General features: G+C 64.0%; 14 protein-coding genes. 6 read left to right on the top strand and 8 right to left on the bottom strand.

Annotated features, from left to right (window positions below):
* Window positions 1-847: 847 nt before the first annotated feature.
* From NKK47_RS33425 to NKK47_RS33415, 3 genes are all read right to left on the bottom strand, one after another.
* Window positions 848-1,456: a glutathione S-transferase family protein gene (locus NKK47_RS33425; RefSeq protein WP_352579727.1), complete on the bottom strand. Its 609-nt coding sequence runs from the start codon at window positions 1,454-1,456 to the stop codon at window positions 848-850.
* Window positions 1,457-1,573: 117 nt separating this feature from the next.
* Window positions 1,574-2,428 carry an EAL domain-containing protein gene (locus tag NKK47_RS33420; RefSeq protein ID WP_352579726.1) on the bottom strand — a complete coding sequence of 285 codons (855 nt, stop codon included), beginning with the start codon at window positions 2,426-2,428 and terminating at the stop codon, window positions 1,574-1,576.
* Entirely contained in the window at window positions 2,425-3,318 is an 894-nt protein-coding gene (locus tag NKK47_RS33415; RefSeq protein ID WP_352458412.1) for an EAL domain-containing protein, read from the bottom strand. The genes NKK47_RS33420 and NKK47_RS33415 overlap by 4 nt, the downstream gene beginning before the upstream one ends.
* A 203-nt stretch (window positions 3,319-3,521) precedes the next feature.
* Between NKK47_RS33415 and NKK47_RS33410 the strand changes: the two genes are divergently transcribed.
* On the top strand, window positions 3,522-4,724 hold the full coding sequence (locus NKK47_RS33410) for a pyridoxal phosphate-dependent aminotransferase (protein WP_352579725.1): 1,203 nt from the start codon (window positions 3,522-3,524) through the stop codon (window positions 4,722-4,724).
* Window positions 4,725-4,730: 6 nt separating this feature from the next.
* On the opposite strand, the gene NKK47_RS33405 is transcribed toward NKK47_RS33410, so the two are convergent.
* Both NKK47_RS33405 and NKK47_RS33400 read right to left on the bottom strand, forming a co-directional pair.
* A complete protein-coding gene (locus tag NKK47_RS33405) occupies window positions 4,731-5,126 on the bottom strand; it encodes a (R)-mandelonitrile lyase (protein WP_352567954.1) in 396 nt (131 codons plus the stop codon).
* Between the two features lie 30 nt (window positions 5,127-5,156).
* On the bottom strand, window positions 5,157-5,756 hold the full coding sequence (locus tag NKK47_RS33400) for a methyltransferase family protein (RefSeq protein WP_352579724.1): 600 nt from the start codon (window positions 5,754-5,756) through the stop codon (window positions 5,157-5,159).
* Between the two features lie 144 nt (window positions 5,757-5,900).
* On the opposite strand from NKK47_RS33400, the gene NKK47_RS33395 reads away from it, so the two are divergent.
* The 3 genes from NKK47_RS33395 to NKK47_RS33385 all read left to right on the top strand — a co-directional run bounded on the left by NKK47_RS33395 (window position 5,901) and on the right by NKK47_RS33385 (window position 10,297).
* A complete protein-coding gene (locus NKK47_RS33395) occupies window positions 5,901-6,767 on the top strand; it encodes an alpha/beta fold hydrolase (protein ID WP_352567956.1) in 867 nt (288 codons plus the stop codon).
* A gap of 163 nt (window positions 6,768-6,930) precedes the next feature.
* The gene (locus tag NKK47_RS33390; RefSeq protein ID WP_352458409.1) at window positions 6,931-8,982 is read left to right on the top strand and encodes an elongation factor G; all 2,052 of its coding nucleotides are present in this window, start codon (window positions 6,931-6,933) and stop codon (window positions 8,980-8,982) included.
* A gap of 817 nt (window positions 8,983-9,799) precedes the next feature.
* Window positions 9,800-10,297: a methyltransferase family protein gene (locus tag NKK47_RS33385; protein WP_352579723.1), complete on the top strand. Its 498-nt coding sequence runs from the start codon at window positions 9,800-9,802 to the stop codon at window positions 10,295-10,297.
* Between the two features lie 19 nt (window positions 10,298-10,316).
* Here NKK47_RS33385 and NKK47_RS33380 read toward each other — a convergent pair whose 3' ends face one another.
* Window positions 10,317-11,069, bottom strand: a complete 753-nt coding sequence (locus NKK47_RS33380) for an SDR family oxidoreductase (RefSeq protein ID WP_352567958.1) — start codon at window positions 11,067-11,069, stop codon at window positions 10,317-10,319.
* Window positions 11,070-11,190: 121 nt separating this feature from the next.
* Here NKK47_RS33380 and NKK47_RS33375 point away from each other — a divergent pair, with 121 nt between their 5' ends.
* Window positions 11,191-11,835, top strand: coding sequence for a TetR/AcrR family transcriptional regulator (locus NKK47_RS33375; RefSeq protein ID WP_352579722.1), 645 nt, complete (start codon window positions 11,191-11,193; stop codon window positions 11,833-11,835).
* 104 nt (window positions 11,836-11,939) lie between these two features.
* On the opposite strand, the gene NKK47_RS33370 is transcribed toward NKK47_RS33375, so the two are convergent.
* Both NKK47_RS33370 and trxB read right to left on the bottom strand, forming a co-directional pair.
* The gene (locus NKK47_RS33370; RefSeq protein ID WP_023678345.1) at window positions 11,940-12,836 is read right to left on the bottom strand and encodes a LysR family transcriptional regulator; all 897 of its coding nucleotides are present in this window, start codon (window positions 12,834-12,836) and stop codon (window positions 11,940-11,942) included.
* A gap of 98 nt (window positions 12,837-12,934) precedes the next feature.
* Entirely contained in the window at window positions 12,935-13,909 is a 975-nt protein-coding gene (gene trxB, locus NKK47_RS33365; protein ID WP_352567960.1) for a thioredoxin-disulfide reductase, read from the bottom strand.
* Between the two features lie 255 nt (window positions 13,910-14,164).
* Between trxB and NKK47_RS33360 the strand changes: the two genes are divergently transcribed.
* On the top strand, window positions 14,165-14,641 hold the full coding sequence (locus NKK47_RS33360; protein WP_023678347.1) for an Lrp/AsnC family transcriptional regulator: 477 nt from the start codon (window positions 14,165-14,167) through the stop codon (window positions 14,639-14,641).
* Window positions 14,642-14,870 lie beyond the last annotated feature (229 nt).

Raw genomic sequence — 14,870 nt, 5'->3', positions numbered from 1 at the left:
CGCCTACCAAGACCAACCCCTCACAGCCCCACCCCCCCCCCCCACCCCCACCACCCCCAGCTCCCCCGCCCCCGCCCCCCGCCCCCCCCTCCCCCCCCGCCACCCCCCCCCCCCCCCCCCCCCCCCCCCACACCCCCCCCCCCCCCCCCCCGCCCCCGGCGGCCCCGCCCCCGCCACCCACCCCCGCGCTACCCCCCGCCCCCCCCCCCGCGCGCCCCCCCGCGGGCCCCGCGGCAAGTCACGGATGTACTGGCGGTCGCGCGAGAAGCGCGCCGGAGCGGAAGACCCCGACAAGCCGAAGCAGCAGATTGCTGCCGGCCCGGCCAAAACGCTCCCGATCAGGCTGCCAAGCATGGGAAGGCGGGATTTTGTCCCGCCTTTTTGCTGTCTGGATTCCAGTGAACCGCCGCCTTGGTCCTATGGGCCACTTCGTGGTTGTTTTTACCCCGGTCATGGTACCATCGACCCATGAGCAAGCTTGAATAGATTGAGAAATCCGTCGCCGAACTAAGCCCCGAAGAGCTCAAGGCACTTTGCCGCATGGTTCGAGGCGCTGCAGGCCGACATGTGGGACCGTCAGTTCGAAGCCGACGCCAAGGGCGGCAGACTGGACAAGCTTGCCGAGCAGGCATTGACTGATCATCGCGCCGGCCGGACCCGGCCTCTGTGAATCATTTTGCCACTCCCTCGTTTTGGGAGGCCTACGCAAAACTGCCCTCGTTAATCAGAGCAAAGGCGTGCGAGCATTCACGCCACCGGCCGAAGGCCGCAAGCCCGACCGGACGTCGCGCCTGTAGGCGCGCCCCGTCCGGAGCAGCCGCGAAGCGGCGACAGCGTGAGGACAGAACTACCCCACCCACTCCAGCGGCACATGCCCCGGGTCGGCCTCGACCCTTTTCAGCCAGGCGGCCACCGCCGGATAGGCGTCGAGCTGAAACCCGCCCGTCTCGGCCGTGTGCGTATACGCGTAGAGCGCGATGTCGGCGACGCTCAGCGCATCGCCGGCGAAGAAGCTGCTCCCGGCCAGGTGCTTGTCCATGACGCCAAGCGCCTTGTTGCCGCGCTCCAGCGTCACCGCCAGCCGCTCGGGCGTTGCGTCCTTGGCTCTTTCAGGGAAGGTCAGCAGCGCCCTGCGCACGGCGATATAAGGCTCGTGGCTGTATTGCTCGAAGAACAGCCACTGATAGGCCAGCGCGCGTTCGTATCTGTCCGCCGGCAGAAACCGCGTGCCTTCGGCGAGATGGAGCAGGATGGCATTGGATTCGGCCAGCCGGCGGCCGTCGTCGAGTTCGAGCAGCGGCACCATGGCGTTCGGATTTTTCGCGACATAGTCGGGTTTGCGCGTGTCGCCGGTGTGCGAGCTGACCTCGACATTGGTGAAAGCGATGCCGAGCTTGGCCATCAATAGGCGCGGCTTGTAGCAATTGCCGCTGTCGATCATTCCATAGAGTATCATCGGTGCTCCCCCTTGCTCGCAACCACCCGTCTCAGGGATTGATCCAGCCTCTATCGCGGCAGCGGCGGCTTCATCCAGTGATTTGTTTTGGCGTAACCATCAGCGCCGCTGATGCATTCATCCGAACAACGGGATGACGTTGTTATCCCTGCCAAGCAGCCTGTCGATCGACAGCGGCTCCTCGTCGAACAGCGTACCGGCCAGCGCCGGCCGGGCAAGGTAAAAGCCCTGCAGCAGGTCGACGCCGCCATCCAGCGCGACGCGCAGATGCGTGGCGTTCTCGACGCCTTCGACCAGCACCTTGGCGCCACGGTCGTGCAGCGTCGAAACCAGCGGCCGGAAAAACCGCTCGGCGGCGGCATGGCGGCAGAATTCTGCGAACCAGGTGCCGTCGATCTTGACGATGTCGGGCTGCACCAGCGCTACCCTTTCTTCGGTCGAATGCCCGGTGCCGAAATCGTCGATGGCGATGCGGACGCCGTCGCGCCGCATCTCGCGCGCCAGGCTGACAAGCACCTTGTCGCCGGCCGCCTGCTCGGTAATCTCGCAGACCAGCATGCCGGGATGCAGGCCGAAATCCGTCAGATGCCTGGTCATCAGCCTGATTTCGGCCAGCGCCCGTGCGGGGTCATCGTTGATCAGCGGATTGTAGTTGAAGAAGAGGTCGAGCCCGTCGACGCCGATGTTGCGGAAGTTGCGCAAATGCAGCACCCGGCACATGGTTTCGACAAACAGCCGATCCGCTGCCGGCACACCTTCGAAGAAGATTTGCGGCGCCACCGGCCTGCCTGCACGATGCGGCTCGATCAGTCCCTCGACCGCGAGGGCGGCGAGAAACCTGCCGCGCGGCGCGAAGACCGGCTGGTAGGCGCTCCTCAGCCGGAATGCGCCGTAGACGCCATATTCAATGCCGACCTCGTCGGCAAAGATCGCTTCGCCGACCTTGCGCCGCATGTCGGCCCGCCCGGTCACGATGCCACCCTGCGGCCAAAGGCCCGCATCGGCCGCCGCGATGGCGAAACGGCCGCGGGAACTTTGTCCTTATCGGGCGACACCGCTGATGCTTGCCCGGCCTTGTCGAAGACGTGAAAGCTGGTCGGTGCAAGCTCCGGGCGTGCCAGCACGAAGCCTTGCACCATCGAGGCGCCCGACTTTTCGGCAAGCTCGAGCTGCCAGCCCGTCTCGATGCCCTCGAATACCGTACGGATGCCTTGCTCTTCGAAGCTTGTCACCATAGCGGTCAGCAAGGCGAAGCCGGCACCGGACTCCATCAGCGTCATGATCCAGTCGGCGTCGAACTTGACGATGTCTGGCCTGAGTTCCTTGATGCGATTGATGTCGGATTCGTCCGCGCCGTAATCGTCGACGGCAATGCGTAAACCATTGCCCCTGAGCGCCTCGACGAAATTGTAGAGCGTTTCCTGCGACGCCGATTTCTGCTCGGTGACCTCGCAGACGACGCGGCGCGGATCGATGTCGGCCTCGTGCAGCACCAGCCGCATGTCGCGCAGCGCCTTGTCGGCGATGCTGCGGTCGGTGAACACCGATGGATCGAAATTGATGAAGATGGAGGCGTCTCGCGGCAGGCAGGCGCCGGCGTTCAGAAGGTGCAGCGTCCGTGTCAGCGCCTCGATATGCAGGCGGTCGACCGCCGGGCAGCTGTTGAAGAAACTCATTGGCGGCTGCGGCTCGCCTTCGCGGAACGGCCGGATCAGCCCCTCGAACGCGACGACGGAAAGCTTGCCCTTGTTGAAGGCGAAGATCGGCTGGAAAGCGCTTTGCAGCGTATAGACCCCCCAGACACCGCTGGCGGTGCCGTCATCATGGCGGATGATATGGGCAAGCCCGATGCTGCGCGTCACGGTTCCTCGCTGTGCGAGACTGGCGGACCGGCTACGGTCCCTGCCGTTCAAGCTTTTACCGATCGTTGGTGAATTTATTGTTGCCAGCATTGCGCGCTGGCTCATTCGACAATGCCTGCGCTGGGCTTGCGCTTGACCAGATGATGCGACATGAGAGGCGCCGCGGCGCCTTCGCCCGCCGGTCTTTTCTGGAGATATCTGTCATGGCCTTTCTTGCCGACGTCCTTTCCCGCGTAAAGCCTTCCGCGACCATCGCGGTGACGCAGAAGGCGCGCGAGCTGAAAAACGCCGGCCGCGACGTGATCGGGCTGGGCGCCGGCGAGCCGGACTTCGACACCCCCGACAACATCAAGAACGCCGCGATCGAGGCCATCCGCCGCGGCGAGACGAAGTATCCGCCGGTATCCGGCATTGTGCCGCTGCGCGAGGCGATCGTGAAAAAGTTCAAGCGCGAGAACAATCTCGACTACCGGCCGGAGCAGACCATCGTCGGCACCGGCGGCAAGCAGATCCTGTTCAACGCCTTCATGGCGACGCTGAACCCCGGCGACGAGGTGATCATCCCGCGGCCCTACTGGGTGAGCTATCCCGAAATGGTGGCGATCTGCGGCGGCACGTCGGCCTTTGCCGACACCTCGATCGACAACGGCTTCAAGCTGACGGCGGCCGTGCTGGAAAAGGCGATCACGCCGCGCACCAAATGGCTGTTGATGAACTCGCCGTCGAACCCCTCGGGCGCCGCCTATACCGAAGCGGAACTCAAGAGCCTGGCCGACGTGCTGTTGAAGCACCCGCATGTCTGGGTGCTGACCGACGACATGTACGAGCACCTGACTTATGGCGACTTCGTCTTCAAGACCATCGCCGAGGTCGAGCCTAAGCTCTATGAGCGCACGCTGACGATGAACGGCGTGTCGAAGGCCTATGCCATGACCGGCTGGCGCATCGGCTACGCGGCAGGCCCGGTGCCGCTGATCAAGGCGATGGACATGATCCAGGGCCAGCAGACCTCCGGCGCCTGCACCATCGCCCAATGGGCGGCGGTCGAAGCGCTGAACGGCCCGCAGGATTTCATCCCGAAGAACAAGGCGATCTTCCAGGGCCGGCGCGATCTCGTCGTCTCGATGCTCAACCAGGCGCGCGGCATCACCTGTCCGTCGCCGGAGGGTGCGTTCTACGTCTATCCCTCCTGTGCCCAGCTGATCGGGAGGAAGACCAAGAGCAGCAAGGTGATCGACAGCGACGAAACCTTCTGCTCGGAACTGCTCGAGGCCGAGGGCGTGGCGGTTGTTTTCGGCTCGGCCTTTGGCCTCGGCCCGAACTTCCGCATCTCCTACGCCACGTCGGAGGCTCTGCTCGAAGAGGCCTGCACGCGCATCCAGCGCTTTACCGCCGCGCTGGTCTGAGACGTTTCAGCCGCCATACTGCTCGTCGTTCACCTTCTCCAGCCAATCGACATGCACACCCTCGAGCGCCTCCTGCATGGCGATGTGGGTCACCGCCGATTTGGGCGCGGCGCCGTGCCAGTGCTTTTCGCCGGCCGCAAAGGAGATGACGTCGCCGGCCCTGACCTCCTGCAGCGGGCCGCCCCAGCTTTGCACGAGACCGGCACCGGACGTGACATAGAGCGTCTGGCCGAGCGGATGCGTGTGCCAGTGGGTGCGGGCGCCGGGCTCGAAGCTGACCAGCGTGGCTCTGAGCCGCGCCGGCGCCTCTTTCTCGATGATCGGCGTCTGCAAAACCCGGCCAGTGAAGTATTTTTCCGGCGCAACAATCGTCGGCACGCTGCCGCAGGCAATAATCTTCATCGTCGCAAGTCCTCGATTCAATCCAGTGTCTTAGACCCTACCACTTTCGTCCGATGCCGGCTGCATCTCCTGCCGGCTGCGGGCAAAACGCGGCCAGAACAGACCGGTCCGCGTGCGGTAAACGTCGTAGGCATCGGCCAACCTTGTCCGCGAAAATTTACGCTCTTCGTCCAAGGCTGCGATCACGTAGATCGTAACGATGCCGGCGACCGGCACCACCGCCCAGACCGACCAGGTCGCGATACCCCATCCGATCCAGAAGATGATGTAGGACGTGTAGAACGGATGCCGGACATGGAGATAAGGGCCTTCGGTCACCAGGCTGTCGGGATTGTCAGGATCGAATGCGAACCGCAGCCGCGCCTTGCGGGAGACCGAGATCGCCCACCAGAACAGCGCCGAGCTTGCCAGTTCGATGGCGAGCCCGCCGATCTTCGCCGCCACCGGCTGCCGCTCGATCCACAGCAGCGCAAGAAAGAACAGCGCCGTGCCGACCACGACGGCCGAAATGATCATCGCGCCTTGAGACATGGTCTGCGACTGGAAATGCGCGCGCATCGACCAGGCATATTGCCCGAGCGTCGCGATGCTGCTGATCGAGAGGAGAAGGTCGAGCGTGGATTCCATCATCAGGGTCCCGGGGTTAGCTGTGGTGGATTCGTTCATCATACCCGGCGCAAGCCGAGAAATCATTTCTTAACCACCGTTCTAAACAACATGGTGACCTCGGCATGCGATGTTGACCTGGAGACAATCCCAAGGTCCAAACCAGATATGGCCGTTTCCCACCGCACGATCCGCACGCCGCAAGCGGATTTGCGCCTCAGCCAGTCGTCGGGACCCGGCATCCCGCTTGTCCTGATCCACGGCTCGGGCAGTTCGCGCGCCGTATTCGCCCGCCAGTTCGACAGCCCGTTGGCCGCTGCCCATCGGTTGATTGCTTTCGACCTGCCCGGCCATGGCGAATCGTCGGACGCCCGCGATCCGGCGACGGACTACACCATCGCCGGCCTTGCCCAATCGGCGGCTCAGCTCCTCGATGTTTTGGGGATCGGCCGCGCCGTCGTCTTCGGCTGGTCGCTTGGCGGGCACGTGGCAATCGAACTCGCGAGTTTTCACCGCGCCGTCGGCGGGCTGATGCTGACCGGCGCGCCGCCGGTATCGAAGGGTCCTTTCGGCATGCTGCGCGGCTTCCACGCGCATTGGGACATGCTGCTGGCGTCCAAAAAGACGTATTCCGAACGCGATGCCGAGCGCTTCGAGACGCTGTGTTTCGGCGACACCGCCGATCCGTCCTTTCGCCAAGCCATCCTGCGCACCGACGGCCGGCTGCGCGCCGCGGTGACGCGCGGCATGCTCACCGGCAAGGGCGCCGACCAGAGACAGGTGGTCGAGCAAGCCGCGTTTCCGGTCGCTATCGTCAATGGCGAGAACGATCCGTTCGTCCGGCTCGGCTATTTTGAGACGCTCGCATACGGCTCGCTGTGGGAGCATTGCCACATCGTCTCCGGCGCCGGGCATGCGCCTTTCTGGGAGCGTGCGGACCTGTTCAATCCGTTGCTCGCGCGCTTTGCCGAGACGGTGGCGGTGCAGCGCGTGGACGCACCCCCGCTGGCGTCGCGCCTGACCGGCACCGGCTGAACCGGCCCCAACTTCAAATCCCTTCAACCTCAAATCCCTTGCCCTCCCGGCCTGCCCGTGGGACGATGCCCTTTGGGTAGGTGGCAAATTGAAAAAAGCCTCGCCCGCGACGGCCGACAGGCCGGCCGCCGCTCACAGGGAAACGCCTGAGTGGAGGTCAGCCATGGGTACTCGCGCCGGAGGACGACGCACGGGACCGAAATGCATTGCCATAGTCGGTCCCTTCGCAAGCGGTAAGACGACACTTCTCGAAGCCATACTCGCCCGTACAGGCGCCATTCCCCGCCAGAATCCCGTTTCGTCCGGAAATACCGTTTCCGATCATTCGCCCGAGGCGCGCGCTCACGGCATGAGCGTCGAGGCGACCTTCGCCACCACCGATTTCATGGGCGAGCCGTTCACCTTCGTCGATTGTCCCGGCTCCATCGAATTCTCCTTCGAAGCCGAGCCGGTGCTGGCCGCCTGCGACGTCGCCGTGGTCGTTGCCGAGGCCGACGAGAAGAAGATCCCTGCCCTGCAGCTGATCATGCGCAAGCTCGACGATCTCGGCGTGCCGCGCATGCTGTTCCTGAACAAGGTCGACAAGGCGATAGCAGGTGTGCGCGACACGCTGAAGATGCTGCAGCCGGCAAGCTCGGTGCCATTGCTGCTGCGCCAGATCCCGCTGCGCAAGGACGGCGTCGTCATCGGCTCGATCGACCTCGCTCTGGAACGTGCCTACATCTACCGCGAATATGCCGAGAGCGAGGTCGCCCAGATCCCGAGCGACGACAAGGCGCGCGAGCTCGAGGCGCGCTTTTCCATGCTGGAGACGCTCGCCGACCATGACGACCGGCTGATGGAGCAATTGCTGGACGAGATTGAACCGCCGAAGGATGCGATCTTCGACGATCTTGCCGCCGACCTGCGCGACGGCATGGTGACGCCGGTGCTGATCGGCACCGCCGAGAAGGGCAATGGCGTGCTGCGCCTGTTGAAGGCGATCCGTCACGACGCACCCGACATCGAGGCGACGCGCCAGCGCCTCGGCGCTCCCGATGGCAATGCCACCGTGGTCCAGGTGATGAAGACCATCCACACCGCGCATGGCGGCAAGCTGTCTGTGTCGCGCATCCTGTCCGGCCAGGTCGCCGACGCCGCCGAGCTGTTCCTTTCCAATGGCGAAACGGCAAAGGTCTCCGGCATCTACAAGATGCTCGGCAAGGACCAGGTCAAGCTGACTTCGGCCAAGGCCGGCGACACGGTCGCGCTCGGCAAGCTGGACGCCGTCAGGACCGGCCAGACGCTGAGCTCGACCAAGGGCGGCATCCAGCCGCTGGTCACGCTGGCGCCGCCGCAACCGGTCTTCGCCTTCGCGCTGCGGCCGAAAGAGCGCAAGGACGAGGTCAAGATGTCGGCGGCCATCCAGCGCCTGGCCGAGGAAGATCCCTCACTCAACCTGCATCACAACCAGGATTCGGCCGAAACCGTGCTGTCCGGCCATGGCGAGATGCATCTGCGCGTCGTGCGCGAGCGGCTGGAAGGCAAGAACCAGATCCCGGTCGAAGGCCATGTGCCGGCCGTGCCCTACCGCGAGACGATCCGCAAAGCGACGCAGCAGCGCGGCCGCCACAAGAAACAATCAGGCGGCCACGGCCAGTTCGGCGACGTCGTGATTGAGATCAAACCGCTGCCGCGCGGGTCAGGCTTCCAGTTCACCGATACGATCACCGGCGGCGTCGTGCCGAAGACCTACATCCAGTCGGTCGAGACCGGCGTGCGTGACTACCTGAAGTCCGGGCCGCTCGGCTTCCCGGTCGTCGATGTTGCCGTCAACCTTTCCGACGGCTCCTACCATGCGGTCGATTCGTCCGACATGGCCTTCCAGATGGCGGCGAAGCTGGCGATGAAAGAAGGCATGGCCGCGTGCTCGCCGGTGCTGCTCGAGCCGGTGATGAAGGTCGAGATCGTCACGCCGTCCGACGCGACGTCGAAGATCATTGCGCTGATCCCGCAACGGCGCGGCCAGATCCTCGGCTACGACGCGCGGCCCGACTGGCCCGGATGGGACGTCGTCGAGGCGACCATGCCGCAAGCCGAGATCGGCGACCTCATCATCGAGCTGCGCTCGGCCACGGCGGGTGTCGCCAGCTACCGGGCCGTCTTCGACCACATGGCCGAACTCACCGGCCGGTTGGCCGACGAGGCGCTGAACGCCAACGGCAAGGCCGCCTGAGCTGCCTTTGCGGCCCAACAGGAAACGGCACCCGGATGATCCGGGCGCCGTTTCTTGCGGACCGTCTTCGTGGGAGGCGAAACGGCAGGTCCGCCGCATGCTTGCCGCCGGTGTTTTGGCGGAGGAAGGTTCGGACGCGGTAGCTGCCTGAGCCCGGGTCGTCCGAGTGATGCCCCCATCCCCCGGACGAGCCACACCGCGTCCTGTGCTCTGCTTAATCGATTTGGCGCGCCCGCGGGATGTTACCCGAGGTTACATGTCACTGTTACGCGACCGTTCCGGCCGATTTTCTGGCGATGTGTTGGTTTCGGGCAACAAAAAAGCCGGATCAATGAAGACCCGGCTGAGTTTGATTGGAAGTGCCTGTTAAGGCTAACCTCCAGAGGGGAACACTCGAGAGCGCTAATGGGAGGAGAACGCGCTCAGGAGATGATCTACATATGTGCTCTTCATGCCCAAGAAACAAGCATCTATTTTGCAACACTCACATGCAAAAAGGCGCCGGCTGTGGTCTAATCCGTCCCGAAGCGCAATAGGACCAGTTGAATCGCTGAAATACAGCCTGCGGCAAGGCAAAAATCGATCCGCGGCCGCGAATCAGCAGCGATTCCTGCTCGGAAAGTCGAAAAACGCAGGATGACGTGGAATCGTGCAGCACGCGTTTGTTTTTTCGGCAGCCAGACCTTGCTGGTGCATGCCGCCCAAAAGCCCGCCATCGAGCTTGACCTGAGGGTGCAGCGGTTTGGGTTACATGCCGGACAAGACCTGCAGCGCGTTGCAGGAGACCGTTCAAGGCCGCGCCCGTAAGGAGAGCTATATGCGAGCCACTTCGGCGATCGCCGGCAGCGTCATCTTCCTTGCTGTAGCGCCCGGCGTGGTCGCCGGACTGTTGCCTTGGCTGCTGACCGATCGCTATCGCCTGCCCTGGTCGAGACTGCCCGGTTTCGTTCCTGTGGGCTGGCTGCTGGTTGTCCCCGGCACAGCCATACTGCTGCACGCCTTTGCCCGGTTTGCCCTGGAGGGCCTGGGTACGCCCGCCCCGGTCGCGCCGACCGAAAGGCTGGTCGTCGGCGGCATCTACCGCCATGTCCGCAATCCGATGTACATCGCCGTGCTGTCGATCGTCCTCGGCCAGGCACTGCTGTTTTCGAGCTGGACGGTCGCCGCCTATCTAGTCATCGCCGCGGCCGCCATGATCTCCTTCGTGAGACTATATGAGGAACCGACGCTTGCCCGCCGCTACGGTGACGAATACGAGGCCTACCGCCGTGCCGTACCAGGCTGGCTGCCCCGCCTGACACCTTGGCGCGGCTGAAGCAGGCTCCAAGGCAACGTCACCACGGCAGCGGGCCGTCCTCGTTCGAGAACGTGCCCGTCGGACCGTTCGCGTCGAGAAGCGCGAGGCGCACGGGCTCCCGCGCGGCCTGTTCGACGGTGCGCGGACCTTCGAAGTTGTTGAGCTCCGTCGCGGTGTAGCCCGGGCAGGCAGCGTTGACCTTGATGCCGGTCTCCTCGAGCTCGATGGCGAAGGCGAGCGTCATCGCGTTGACGGCCGTCTTCGACGGGTTGTAAACGGCGCCAAACGACGTGCGGTACGGAAAGGCCGGATCCGCGTTCAATGTCAGCGAGCCGGCGCCGCTCGATACGTTGACGATACGCGCCGCCGGGGCCTCACGAAGGAGCCGCAGCATCGCTTGCGTGACGGCGACGATGCCAAACACGTTCGTCTCGAACACCGCGCGTACGTCGTCGAGAGACGCAACACTCGGGCGGCCCGAGTTGATGATCTCCTCGAGCGGCCTGCCCGGCTTTCCCGCATGGGAGATGCCGGCATTGTTCACCAGCACGTCGAGGCGGCCGAGTTCGATGCGGATGCGCTCTGCCGCGGCGGCGATCGACGCCTGGTCGGTGACGTCGAGCTGCAGAGCGTGGGCATCCTCTCCGATGCTATTTGCGGCTGCCTCGGCATGCTCGAGCCTGCGCGATCCTACGAGCACGGTAAGGCCGTTCGCCGCGAGGTCCTTGGCGATCTGAAGACCGATGCCCTTGTTGGCCCCGGTGACCAGGGCGACGGGTTTGTCCTGCATGGTAATCTCCTTTTGTGCACCGATGTGTGGCCAACACCGATTTGCCGTGCTAGATACAAGTCAAACGGAACCACGTTCCACATATATCCGGAACAAGGTTCCGTTTGCAAGAGGTAATTTGATGGGCGAAAAAACGCCGAACGGCAAAACGGATCAACGCGATGGTCTGGAACCCCGCGACCGCGCGGATCGCAACGTGCGCGCCGACGCACGGCGCAACATCGACGCGTTGCTCCGGGCGGCCATGGCGGTGTTCGCGACCTCCGGCGTGGAGGCTCCGGTGCGAGAGATCGCGGAAAAGGCTGGCGTCGGCGTCGGCACCGTCTACCGCCACTTTCCACAGCGCTCGGACCTGATCGTGGCCGTCTTCCGTCACGAGGTTGACGCCTGTGCGGACGCCGCACCGGTCCTGGCCAGAGAGCATAGGCCCGGTGAAGCGCTCGCCCTGTGGATGCAGCGCTATGTGGATTTCATCACGGCAAAACGCGGCCTCGCGGCAGCCCTGTACTCAGGCAATCCGGCATTCGACACTTTGCCTGCCTATTTCAACCAACGGCTCCGGCCCGCGCTTCAAACATTGCTGGAGGCGGCGGCCGCGGCCGGCGAGGTGCGCGCCGATATCGAGCCGGGCGACCTGTTAGGGGCGGCCGCCAGCCTTGCCATGCCGGCACACGGCGGCGGCCCTGCCCAGGCGCGGCGCATGGTTGCCCTGCTCGTAGACGGTTTGCGCTACGGCGCCAGCACGCTGGCGGATACGCGTTCCTAAAGCGCGTTGCGTTCGACCGACCTCATGCGACGCGCTTTAGGTTCTTGTTTGATGCATGTCGTTATCGCAAAACCGCTGCACACTTTTGCGCGACATGCATTAAATCAGAACGACCAGCTGCGCGCCTTGGCGATGATGAAATCGCGGAAGACATGCAGCTTCGCCTGGTTCTTCATCGCGTCGGGATAGGCGAAATAGGTATCGAAGGACGGCACTTCGGTCTCGGGCAGCAACTGCACCAGCCCGGAATCCTTGCTGACCACGTAATCGGGCAGCATGGCGATGCCGGCGCCGCCCTGCACCGCCCGCTTGATCGACAATATGTCGTTGATCTGCAGCGTCGGCACCCTTTGCCCGCCTTCGAAATCGCCGACCGTCTCCAGCCAGTTCAGTTCCGACAGATGCGCCGGCACCGGCACGCCGAAGGTGACGATGCGATGGGTTTTCAGCTCGGCGATCGAATTCGGCTTGCCGTATTTGTTTACATAGGATGGCGCCGCGTAGAGATGAAAATGCACGGTGAACAGGCGGCGCTGGATGAGGTCGGGCTGCTGCGGCTGGCGCAGCCGGATGGCGCAGTCGGCCTGGCGCATCGTGAGATCGAGCTCCTCATTGGCCAGGATGAGCTGCAGGCTGACCTCGGGATAGAGCTCGATGAATTCCTGCACGCGCTCGGTCAGCCAGCCGGCGCCGAGGCCGACCGTGGTCGTCACCCTGAGCACGCCGGAGGGCCGGTCCTTGGTTTCGGTCAGTCGCGACTTGATGGTTTCGAGCTTCATCAGCACGTCGTGCGCCGTGCGGAACAGCATCTCGCCCTGCTCGGTCAGCACCAGGCCGCGGGCGTGGCGATTGAACAGCGGCACGCCGACGTCATGCTCGAGCGCGCTGACCTGCCGCGAGATCGCCGATTGCGACAAATGCAGTGTCTCGGCGGCATGGGTGAACGACCCCGCTTCCGCCGCGGCGTGAAACACGCGTAGCTTGTCCCAATCCAACGCCATGATTTCCCCTCGTCCTGTTTTCTGGCGTCCGCCTGTTTTCGGCGTCTGAATGAAAAATCAGGCTTTTGCGCGGCTTTTCTCAGCCGCTTATCGAACAATCACTCCGCCGCTTCGCGGTGAACCTCGATCCCCGCCAGATATTTTTCCGCCTCGAGCGCGGCCATGCAACCGAGCCCGGCCGCCGTCACCGCCTGGCGGTAGATGTCGTCGGTCACGTCGCCGGCGGCGAACACGCCCGGCATGTCGGTGCGGGTCGAATCCGGCGCCGTCCACAGATAGCCGTTCGGCTTCTGCTTCAGCTTGCCGGCAAACAGCTCGACCGCCGGCGCGTGGCCGATCGCCACGAACACGCCGTCGACCACCAGATGCATCTCCTGCCCGGTCACCACGTTGCGCAGCTTCAGCCCTTCGACCGAAGGCGGCAGCGGCGCCTTGCCGGGCCTGCCGGTGATCTCGTCGATCACCGTGTCCCAGATGACGCGGATATTATCTTTCCGCAGCAGCCGCTCGCGCAGGATGCGCTCGGCGCGGAAATCGCTGCGCCTGTGGATGACGGTGACGCTCTTGGCCAGGTTGGAGAGATAGAGCGCTTCCTCCACCGCCGAATTGCCGCCGCCGATCACCGCGACATCCTTGCCGCGATAGAAGAAGCCGTCGCAGGTGGCGCAGGCCGAAACGCCAAATCCCATGAAGGTCTGTTCGCTCGGGATGCCCAGCCATTTGGCCTGCGCGCCGGTGGCGATGATCAGCGCGTCGGCGGTATAGATCGTGCCGGAATCGCCCTTGGCGCGGAACGGCCGCACGTTGAGGTCGACCTCGGTGATGATGTCGTTGACGATGTCGGTGCCGACATGCTCGGCCTGCCTGAGCATCTCGCTCATTAGCCATGGACCCTGGATCGGTGCGGCGAAGCCCGGATAGTTTTCGACATCGGTGGTGATCATCAGTTGCCCGCCCTGCTGCAGGCCGGCGACCAGCATCGGCTTGAGCATGGCGCGGGCGGCATAGATCGCCGCCGTATAGCCGGCGGGGCCGGAGCCGATGATGAGAACAGGCGCGTGCTTGGTGATCATGAAAAACCTCTGCGGGGAGCAGCCATGGATTGTGGCATGAACTCTCATCGATTGTTGCGCGTAATGTAAGTGTTGCCTGCGACGCCAGCAAGGCAAGTTGCCGTTCGTCCCCGGAAAGCTTCGGCGCCGGCGACGGCGACAAGCAACCCGCAGCAAGATGATGCGAAAATCCTCGATCCAGCGGATGGAATAGACAGCAAAGTCGTTTAATTACAAAGTCGCGAAAGATTCTTTCGCGTCACCACGGAAGCCACCATGCCGATCAAGGCCGATCTCGATGCTATCGACTGGAAGATCCTGCGCGAGCTTCAGCAGGACGGACGCATGACCAACGTCGAACTGTCGAGCCGCGTCGGCATTTCGGCGCCGCCGTGCCTGCGCCGCGTCAGGCGGCTGGAAGAGGCCGGCATCATCCGCGGCTACCGCGCTTTGCTCAACGCTCCGGCGCTCGGCCTCGACGTCGTCGCCTTCTGTCTGATCGGCCTGCATCACCAGGCCGACGCCGAACTCAAGACCTTCGCCGAGCGCACCCGTGGCTGGCCGATCGTGCGCGACGCCTGGATGGTGTCGGGCGAGTCCGATTTCCTGCTGCATTGCGTGGCGAGCGATCTCGGCACCTTCCAGACCTTCGTTATCGAGGAACTGGCCTCGGCCCCCAATGTCGATACGGTGCGAACCGCGCTGACCATCCGCCGGGTCAAAGACGAAGGGTTGGTGGCGTTTTCGGCCTGAGAGACCAGGCAAAGCAGCTGCGAAACAAAAACCCGGAAACAAAAACCCCGCCTCGGCGGGCGGGATCGTCGGTGGAATCATCACCATACTGAAAATAGTAGCATAGCTGCCGGCACAAAGCAAGAACAAAATTGCCTGCCTTCATTCCAGCTTGGGTTCCTCGCCCCACGAAAGTGGGGAGAGGTGGCTCGGCGAAGCCGAGACGGAGAGGGGAACCGCGCTCTACGAA

This window comes from Mesorhizobium sp. M0019 (genome assembly GCF_040323975.1).
Classification (GTDB): Bacteria; Pseudomonadota; Alphaproteobacteria; order Rhizobiales; family Rhizobiaceae; genus Mesorhizobium.
The sequence above is the reverse complement of the archived record's forward strand: the minus strand, read 5'-3'. Positions and strand labels throughout refer to the sequence as shown.

Excerpts from the sequence above, each read along its gene's own strand:
- NKK47_RS33425 (WP_352579727.1), bottom strand. The coding sequence starts at position 1,456 with ATGATACTCTATGGAATGATCGACAGCGGCAATTGCTACAAGCCGCGC.
- NKK47_RS33410 (WP_352579725.1), top strand. The coding sequence starts at position 3,522 with ATGGCCTTTCTTGCCGACGTCCTTTCCCGCGTAAAGCCTTCCGCGACC.
- NKK47_RS33405 (WP_352567954.1), bottom strand. The coding sequence starts at position 5,126 with ATGAAGATTATTGCCTGCGGCAGCGTGCCGACGATTGTTGCGCCGGAA.
- NKK47_RS33400 (WP_352579724.1), bottom strand. The coding sequence starts at position 5,756 with ATGATGGAATCCACGCTCGACCTTCTCCTCTCGATCAGCAGCATCGCG.
- NKK47_RS33395 (WP_352567956.1), top strand. The coding sequence starts at position 5,901 with ATGGCCGTTTCCCACCGCACGATCCGCACGCCGCAAGCGGATTTGCGC.
- NKK47_RS33390 (WP_352458409.1), top strand. The coding sequence starts at position 6,931 with ATGGGTACTCGCGCCGGAGGACGACGCACGGGACCGAAATGCATTGCC.
- NKK47_RS33385 (WP_352579723.1), top strand. The coding sequence starts at position 9,800 with ATGCGAGCCACTTCGGCGATCGCCGGCAGCGTCATCTTCCTTGCTGTA.
- NKK47_RS33380 (WP_352567958.1), bottom strand. The coding sequence starts at position 11,069 with ATGCAGGACAAACCCGTCGCCCTGGTCACCGGGGCCAACAAGGGCATC.
- NKK47_RS33375 (WP_352579722.1), top strand. The coding sequence starts at position 11,191 with ATGGGCGAAAAAACGCCGAACGGCAAAACGGATCAACGCGATGGTCTG.
- NKK47_RS33370 (WP_023678345.1), bottom strand. The coding sequence starts at position 12,836 with ATGGCGTTGGATTGGGACAAGCTACGCGTGTTTCACGCCGCGGCGGAA.
- trxB (WP_352567960.1), bottom strand. The coding sequence starts at position 13,909 with ATGATCACCAAGCACGCGCCTGTTCTCATCATCGGCTCCGGCCCCGCC.
- NKK47_RS33360 (WP_023678347.1), top strand. The coding sequence starts at position 14,165 with ATGCCGATCAAGGCCGATCTCGATGCTATCGACTGGAAGATCCTGCGC.